This window comes from Flavobacterium sp., from assembly GCF_030146175.1.
GTDB lineage: Bacteria > Bacteroidota > Bacteroidia > Flavobacteriales > Flavobacteriaceae > Flavobacterium.
Genome location: NZ_JASLCE010000055.1, coordinates 1 through 7593, shown reverse-complemented (window position 1 = coordinate 7593; position 7593 = coordinate 1). Strand labels below are relative to the sequence as shown.

Genomic DNA, 7593 nt, shown 5'->3' with positions numbered 1-7593 from the left:
GAGTTGAACCCGTGACCTCAGGGTTATGAATCCTGCGCTCTAACCGACTGAGCTACCTCGCCATTTTGTTTGTGTTACATCCTTGAATGCGGGTGCAAATATAAGACTAAATTTGAACCTTCCAAACATATTTTGAAAAAAAATATTTTTTTTGAAATTCTTTTTTTTTGTATGTATTATTCTATATATTTCCGGAAAATTTTAATATATGGAAGGTAAAATAAAATATGAATTGGAGTTCCCGATAATGTCTTCTCCTCAATTATTGTATCAATATATTTCAACACCTTCCGGTTTATCAGAGTGGTTTGCAGACAATGTAAATTCCAGAGGCGAATTTTTTACATTTATTTGGGATGATTCTGAGGAAAAAGCACGACTGGCTTCTAAAAAGTCAGGCGAAAAAGTAAAGTTTCGTTGGGTGGACGATAATGATAAAGACAGTGAATACTATTTTGAATTGCGAATACTGGAAGATGAAATTACCAAAGATGTTTCTTTAATGGTTGTGGATTTTGCCGAACAAGGCGATTTACACGAAGCCAAACTGTTATGGGAAAATCAGATTTCCGATCTGAAACATGTGATCGGTTCCGCGTAGTTTTTAAGATATATAAAGTATATTTGCCCTGAAATAAAAATCAGGGCTTTTTTTATGGTTAATTATAACGGTGCGATAGTTGAAAACTCCGAAGTACTCATCGAAGGGAACAGAGGGTTTCTATATGGAGATGCTATTTTTGAAACGCTAAAAGTATTGGATGGTAAGATCTTGTTTTTGGAAGATCATTATTTCCGATTGATGGCTTCTACGCGAATTGTACGGATGGATCTTCCGATGAATTTTACGATGGAATATTTCGAAGAGCAGGTAAAAACACTATTGCAGTCAAAAGAAGCCGCTGCGGCCTACCGTGTGCGTTTTACAGTTTTCAGACAAAACGGAGGGTTTTATTTGCCAAAAACAAACGAAACAGCCTTTCTGGTTACCGCCGAACCATTGGAAAATCCGATGTATACTATTGCAGACAATACCTATGAAGTGGAATTGTTTAAAGATTTTTATGTCACCAAACAATTGTTGTCTACGCTAAAAAGTACCAATAAAATGGTGCAGATTACCGGAAGTATCTTCGCCGATGAGAACGGTTATGACAATTGTTTGCTGTTAAATGACGAAAAAAATGTAGTGGAGGCTTTGCAGTCCAATCTTTTTATGTTGTTAAACGGAAAACTAATGACGCCGCCAGTAACAGACGGATGTTTAAATGGGGTCATGCGGAAGCAAATCCTGGCGTTAGCCCGTAAAATGGAAGGTATTGAAGTGGTAGAGGAATCCGTTTCGCCTTTCGATCTGCAAAAAGCGGACGAAATTTTCCTGACAAACGTTATTAAAGGAATTCAGCCGGTTACAAAATACCGCAAAAAAGAATATAAAACCGATTTGGCAACAGAGCTGCTTAAAAAATTAAACGCCCATATCCGATTGGGTTAGTTTAATACCGGATTTTCCGGAGCATTCGACCAAATCAGGTAATCGCCACCCTGTTCCATGATTTTTTCTTTCCAGAAATGAGCGGTCGGTTTGCCGATGATTTTGTTTTTGTAGCTGTTTTCGCTAACAATCCACGCGTTGTCTTCCAGTTCATCTTCGAGTTGATGACTGTTCCATCCGGTATATCCCAAAAAGAAACGGATGTTGTTTTTCTTGATTTTTCCTTCGTTAATCAGCTCTTTGGTTAATTCGAAGTCACCGCCCCAATAAATTCCATTGGAAATTTCGATACTGTTTGTGATCAGTTCCGGGACATTGTGGATAAAATACAGGTTATCCTGTTCTACCGGTCCGCCGTTGTAAATTTTAAAGGTAGCATTAATTTCGGGGATCAGGTCGTGGATGGTATAACCTAAGGGTTTGTTGAGTATAAATCCTACAGAGCCTTCGCTGTTGTGATCGGCCAATAGAATAACGGATCTGTTAAATGACAAATCTCCAATTATCGAAGGTTCTGCAATGAGCAGGTTTCCTTTTTGAGGCTTAACTGAAATCATTTTAGCGATAGTTTAAAATTAAATTTAACAAAAAAAAGGCAATTCTACCAAAAAAAAACGTTGAAGGAATAAAAAAAACCTCTCAATGAGAGGTTTTCTATTTTTTTTAAAATGTATTTTATTTATTTACAGAACCTTCCAGTTCAGCACCCGCTTTAAATTTTACAACATTTTTAGCGGCAATTTTGATAGTTTTTCCTGTTTGAGGATTTCTTCCTTCTCTTGCAGCTCTCTTAGAAACTGACCAAGAACCAAAACCTACTAAAGATACTCTTCCACCTTTAGCTAAAGTTCCTTCAACATTGTTTAAAAAAGATTCCAAAGCTAATTTGGCGGCTGCTTTAGTGATACCTGCATCAGCAGCAATTGCATCGATTAATTCTGATTTGTTCATAATTCTAGTTATTAATTGTTTGGTTAAAATTAATTAAATGTCTTACAAAATTATACGGATTTACCAATTACGCAAGTGTTTTCGATCTTTTTGTATGAAAATGTTGATAACTAGAGCTGTTTGTTAATAAACTTAGTTGCTTTTTTCATTTTTTGTGCAACTATTAGTGTTTGTGCGGCTTAGAAAGCGATAGCACTTTCCGAAAAAACAATTCCGTTTAACAATTCGGAGGCTTTCATTCTTTTCTTGCCAGGGAATTGTAATTGTAACAAGTTGATATAACCGTTTGAAACGGCAACTTTAATTTCTTTTTTGGTCGTTTGAATGGTTCCGGATGCCAGCGAATGATTTGCCGCTTCGAAGGCTGTTTCGTAAATTTTGACATTCCATTCCTGTCCGTTGTCCTTAATATAACACCAGGCTGCCGGATACGGACTAAGACCGCGTACCAGATTGTGAACGGTTGCTCCGTTTTGATTCCAGTCGATTTTGCAATTGTCTTTGTTAAGCTTATAAGCCGTTTTGATTTCCGGGCTGTCGGATTGTATCGTCGTAGTGGCTTCTCCTTTTTCGATAAGTTGTAAAGTTTTTAAAACGGTTTCCTGTCCGAGTACCATCAAACGGTCGTGTAATTCACCAGCGGTTTCGTTGGCTCCGATTTCGGTTTCGCCGCGTAAAATCATCGCTCCGGTATCGATTTTATCATCAATAAAGAAAGTGGTTACGCCTGTTTTGGTTTCTCCGTTGATCACTGCCCAATTGATAGGTGCCGCACCACGATATTCTGGTAATAAAGAGGCGTGAAGGTTAAAAGTACCCAATGAAGGCATTTTCCATACGGCTTCCGGTAACATTCTAAAAGCAACTACAACCTGTAAGTTGGCGTTAAGGCTTTGTAATTCTGCCAGAAACTGCGGATCTTTTAAATTGGTAGGTTGTAAAACCGGCAATCCTTTTTCGAGAGCGTATTCTTTTACAGCCGAATATTTGATTTTTTGTCCTCTTCCGGCCGGTTTGTCTGGTGCGGTAATTACGGCTGCAATGTCATAATGGTTCTGATATATGGTGTCGAGAATTCCAACGGCAAATTCGGGAGTTCCCATAAATACGATACGTAATGCCTTCATTATTTTAGAATATATTGGTTTTGTTTGTTAATGGTGATGCGGTTGTGTTCCAGTAAAAGTTGGAGTACAAAGATAGTCGCATCCGGACTTATATCGAGCGTGCTTTCGATTTCTCTCGAAGTTAATGCGCCGTTTTGTAATAAGGTAGTGATTTTTTCGGCCAGTGCCGCCGGATTGGCATATTCCTGCTTTTTGCTCATGCATACCGAACAAATGCCGCATTCCGGAATGTCGGTTTCTCCAAAATAATGGAGTAGAAACTGACTTTTGCACTGTTTTTTGTCGGATATATACGCGATAACCGAATCAAGCTGTGTTATTTTTAATTGATTTTGCTTTTCAAGGAATTTTGCTAGTCGGTTGATGACCAAATCGTCTTCGCGCACTTCGTTAAAGGTAAGCTGACTATCATTGGCCTGACTTTTATAGTTGATGATGGCTTTTTCCTGTAAAATGTTTAAAACATAATGCACCTTATCTTCGGAGGTGTTGGCTTTTCGGGCAATTAAATGGGTGTTGATACCCACTTCCATATCGTACACACCGGGATAGTTTCTTAAAATAGACACAATGATGTCTTCATGTGACTTGTTTAAACTGATATATCGGATGATTTCTTTGCTGGGTAATAAAAACTGAATGCTAATCTTTTCGGAGAAATTGGCTGAAAGACTCAAAACACCCTGACGGTCTAGAAACTGTAAAGCGTTGAATGTTCTTAAAACCGAAAGCTGGTATTGCGCGCAAAATCGATTCAGATTAAAAGCAAAGGTCTCGTTATAACCTTCGCCGTAGGCAATCTGAAAATAATTGTTTAGTTTTCGGTAAACGGTTTTCAGGTAGTCCTTATCGGGAAGTACTTCTATAAACTGACTTTTAGAAGCGGCAATATCCGACGGAGCAACCAATAATACAGCAAAAGCTTTGGCGCCGTTTCGTCCGGCGCGACCGGCTTCCTGATAATAGTTTTCAAGATTGTCTGGTAATTGGGTATGAATGACTGTCTTAACGTCGGGTTTGTCAATTCCCATTCCAAAAGCATTGGTCGCAATCATGACCTGAGCGGCATTGTTAAGCCAGCGTTGCATTTGTTGTTCTTTGTCTTTGGAAGGTAAACCACCGTGATAGTAGGCGGTTGTAAATCCAAGGCTATTGAGTTGGGAAGCCATATCGTGACAGGCTTTCCGGTTTCGGACATATATAATAGAGGAATCCTGATTTTTGGTTAGGATTTGTTGTACCCGGTATAATTTGTCTTCCGTTTCAAAAACCATATAAGCGATATTCGGACGGGTAAACGAGCTTTTAAAGATGGCAGGCTGATCCAATCGGAGTTCCTTACAGATGTCTTCCTGAACTTTAGGCGTAGCCGAAGCGGTAAGCGCCAGAAACGGAACTTTAGGAAAAAATGCTTTTAAATCGGAAACCTTTAGATAAGCCGGTCGGAAATCATGTCCCCATTGCGAAATACAGTGTGCTTCATCAACGGCAATAAGACTAATGGGTAAGCTTTTAATACGTTCCATAACCCATTCCGATTGTAGTCGTTCGGGTGATACATACAGGAATTTATAATTTCCAAACTGGCAATTATCCAGTAAATCAATAAGTTCATCGGTTGGAATTCCACCGGTTAAGGCTATTGCTTTGATATCTCTTTTTTGCAGATTTTGCACCTGATCTTTCATTAGTGCGACCAAAGGAGAAATCACCAGGCATATTCCGGGTAATAGCATTGCGGGAACCTGAAAGCAAATCGACTTTCCGCCACCGGTTGGCAATAGGGCAAAGGTATCCTTCCCGTCGAGAACAGACTGAATGATGGCGTCCTGCGGGATCCGAAAACGATCGTATTTCCAGTATTTCTGGAGTATCTGTAAAGCTTCGGACATCAAATTAAATACTATGGAAAACCTTTAAACGGATTGTTAAAGGTCCATTGGTTATTATGAAAGTTTGTCTAAGATAAAAAGAATTCTGTTATCTACAGTATCGCGCGGCACTTCAATCAGGTTATAACCGTATTTTTCGTAGGTTTCTACCAAATGCTCGTGGATTAAAACCGCCTGTTCGTAATTCTCGTAACGGGCGTCGTCGCTAATATAAATGTCTTCCCAGGGCGGAAGGATAAAGATTCGGGTGTAAAGGTGCTCGCGACAGGCGGCATCGAAAAAAGCCGGATACGAATCGCCGATATAATGCATGTAAGCCAGTACGTCGGGAATACCGCGGTCCAGAAAAACAACATTGGTTTGCTCTTTAGTAGCACTAACAAATTGTTTTTTTCGGCCTTCCAGTAATAATTCGCTAAATAAAAGTGGTTTTTCCAGGAAAAGTTGTTCGATTCCTTGCTCACGGGCTTCCAGGGTAACTTCACGTGAAATTTCAGGATAACAGGTGTATCCTTTATCCGTAAGCCCATTAATCAGTGTGGTTTTCCCTGATCCAGGTCCGCCAATTATAACGATGATTTCCTTATCCACTTTTTGAAAATAAGGCGCAAATTTACATTTTTTTGTGGAAACAACAGAAATAGTTTCTAAATTTATGATTTCGGTCGGCTTCAAATTATAGGAGCAGACCTTGATTATTCATAACTCTACCGTATATTTGCTTTTATTTTTATGAAAATGGATAAAAAAACCGAGGAATTTTACCACAGACTTAAAGAAGAGTTAACCAACTCGACACTATGGCCTTCCGAATATTTGTTTAAGTTTATAGTGCCAACCGATACGGAAAAAGTAAGCACTATAGAAAAATCGTTCGACGGTATGGGTGCTGTAATCCAGACCAATCATTCGAAAACCGGAAAATATACCAGTGTTTCGATAAACGTAACGATGCCGAGTGCACAAAGTGTAATCGATAAATATTTAGAACTGACAGCAATCGAAGGCATCATTTCGCTATAAAGACAAGGAATTATGAGATACAATCCAGAAGAGGCAATACATTTTCTTGAATACAATGCCGAAAGGCCCCATTTGATTATTCCGGAATACGGACGTCATTTGCAAAAGCTGATCGATCAGGCTACGGCGATTGAAGATCGCGACGAACGCAACAAAGCAGCCAAATACATTATCTCGGTAATGGGAAGTTTAAATCCTCATTTACGGGATGTGCCCGATTTTCAGCACAAGCTGTGGGATCAATTGTTTATCATGTCCGATTTTAAATTGGAAGCCGATTCACCGTATCCGATTCCGAATAAAGAAGTATTGAACCAAAAACCGGAAAAACTGGCGTATCCGCAAAATTTTCCGAAATACCGTTTTTATGGGAACAATATCAAATACATGATCGACGTTGCCAATAAATGGGAAGATGGCGAATTGAAAAGCGCCCTGATCATGGTTATTGCGAACCATATGAAAAAATCGTACCTGAGCTGGAATAAAGACACCGTAAAAGACGAAGTGATTTTCGAACATTTGTACGAACTGTCCGGTGGTCAGATCAACCTACTTAAAACAGATGAGGAATTGTCGAATACAACCGATCTGATGCGGGTAAACAAAAAACAATCCAATAAAACACAGTTTGGAAGTAAGTCGAATAATAATAACAACAATAACAAAAAGAATTATTCGAACCAGAAAAACAATAATAACAACAAAAACAATAACCGAAAAGCTTAATTTTCTTTCGAAACATGGGAACATTTAAAATAGAAGGGGGAATCAAATTAAAAGGAGAAATTACCCCTCAGGGAGCCAAGAACGAGGCCTTGCAAATATTGTGTGCAGTATTGCTAACGCCGGAAAAAGTGACTATTTCGAATATTCCCGATATTATTGATGTTAATAAATTGATCACCCTTTTAGGGAATCTGGGCGTAAAAATCCAGAAAATCGGATCGAATGCCTATACATTTCAGGCCGATGAAGTGAACCTGAATTACCTGGAATCCATCGATTTTAAAGACGAAGGAAGAGCTTTACGTGGTTCTATTATGATCGTTGGGCCTTTATTGGCGCGCTTCGGAAAAGGATATATTCCAAAACCGGGTGGAGA

General features: G+C 39.0%; 9 protein-coding genes and 1 pseudogene. 5 read left to right on the top strand and 5 right to left on the bottom strand.

Annotation, left to right across the window (positions count from 1 at the left end):
- The first annotated feature begins 208 nt into the window (after positions 1–208).
- Positions 209–601 (top strand): START-like domain-containing protein, encoded by a 393-nt coding sequence (locus tag Q1R07_RS06815; RefSeq protein ID WP_256551290.1) that lies wholly within the window; start codon positions 209–211, stop codon positions 599–601.
- 54 nt (positions 602–655) lie between these two features.
- Positions 656–1495: an aminotransferase class IV gene (locus Q1R07_RS06810; RefSeq protein WP_300487677.1), complete on the top strand. Its 840-nt coding sequence runs from the start codon at positions 656–658 to the stop codon at positions 1493–1495.
- Here the strand turns inward: Q1R07_RS06810 and Q1R07_RS06805 are convergent.
- From Q1R07_RS06805 to Q1R07_RS06785, 5 genes are all read right to left on the bottom strand, one after another.
- Positions 1492–2052: a YqgE/AlgH family protein gene (locus tag Q1R07_RS06805; RefSeq protein WP_300487674.1), complete on the bottom strand. Its 561-nt coding sequence runs from the start codon at positions 2050–2052 to the stop codon at positions 1492–1494. The two genes, Q1R07_RS06810 and Q1R07_RS06805, sit on opposite strands and share 4 nt — an antisense overlap.
- Positions 2053–2170: 118 nt before the next feature.
- On the bottom strand, positions 2171–2446 hold the full coding sequence (locus Q1R07_RS06800) for an HU family DNA-binding protein (RefSeq protein ID WP_136402359.1): 276 nt from the start codon (positions 2444–2446) through the stop codon (positions 2171–2173).
- 179 nt (positions 2447–2625) lie between these two features.
- Positions 2626–3573, bottom strand: coding sequence for a methionyl-tRNA formyltransferase (fmt, locus tag Q1R07_RS06795; RefSeq protein WP_300487669.1), 948 nt, complete (start codon positions 3571–3573; stop codon positions 2626–2628).
- Complete coding sequence (locus tag Q1R07_RS06790) at positions 3573–5465, bottom strand: ATP-dependent DNA helicase RecQ (RefSeq protein ID WP_300487666.1); 1893 nt, start codon at positions 5463–5465, stop codon at positions 3573–3575. Before Q1R07_RS06790 ends, fmt begins: the two co-directional genes overlap by 1 nt.
- A 54-nt stretch (positions 5466–5519) precedes the next feature.
- The gene (locus Q1R07_RS06785) at positions 5520–6056 is read right to left on the bottom strand and encodes an ATP-binding protein (RefSeq protein ID WP_300487662.1); all 537 of its coding nucleotides are present in this window, start codon (positions 6054–6056) and stop codon (positions 5520–5522) included.
- Between the two features lie 141 nt (positions 6057–6197).
- Between Q1R07_RS06785 and Q1R07_RS06780 the strand changes: the two genes are divergently transcribed.
- The 3 genes and pseudogenes from Q1R07_RS06780 to Q1R07_RS06770 form a co-directional block, all read left to right on the top strand.
- Positions 6198–6488, top strand: a complete 291-nt coding sequence (locus Q1R07_RS06780) for a DUF493 family protein (protein WP_300487660.1) — start codon at positions 6198–6200, stop codon at positions 6486–6488.
- A gap of 12 nt (positions 6489–6500) precedes the next feature.
- Entirely contained in the window at positions 6501–7217 is a 717-nt protein-coding gene (locus Q1R07_RS06775) for a DUF4290 domain-containing protein (protein WP_136402364.1), read from the top strand.
- Between the two features lie 14 nt (positions 7218–7231).
- Positions 7232–7593 (top strand): annotated as a pseudogene (locus Q1R07_RS06770) (UDP-N-acetylglucosamine 1-carboxyvinyltransferase); the annotation flags it as partial.

Coding starts and splice junctions, on each gene's coding strand:
- Q1R07_RS06815 (WP_256551290.1), top strand. CDS start 209: ATGGAAGGTAAAATAAAATATGAATTGGAGTTCCCGATAATGTCTTCT.
- Q1R07_RS06810 (WP_300487677.1), top strand. CDS start 656: ATGGTTAATTATAACGGTGCGATAGTTGAAAACTCCGAAGTACTCATC.
- Q1R07_RS06805 (WP_300487674.1), bottom strand. CDS start 2,052: ATGATTTCAGTTAAGCCTCAAAAAGGAAACCTGCTCATTGCAGAACCT.
- Q1R07_RS06800 (WP_136402359.1), bottom strand. CDS start 2,446: ATGAACAAATCAGAATTAATCGATGCAATTGCTGCTGATGCAGGTATC.
- fmt (WP_300487669.1), bottom strand. CDS start 3,573: ATGAAGGCATTACGTATCGTATTTATGGGAACTCCCGAATTTGCCGTT.
- Q1R07_RS06790 (WP_300487666.1), bottom strand. CDS start 5,465: ATGTCCGAAGCTTTACAGATACTCCAGAAATACTGGAAATACGATCGT.
- Q1R07_RS06780 (WP_300487660.1), top strand. CDS start 6,198: ATGAAAATGGATAAAAAAACCGAGGAATTTTACCACAGACTTAAAGAA.
- Q1R07_RS06775 (WP_136402364.1), top strand. CDS start 6,501: ATGAGATACAATCCAGAAGAGGCAATACATTTTCTTGAATACAATGCC.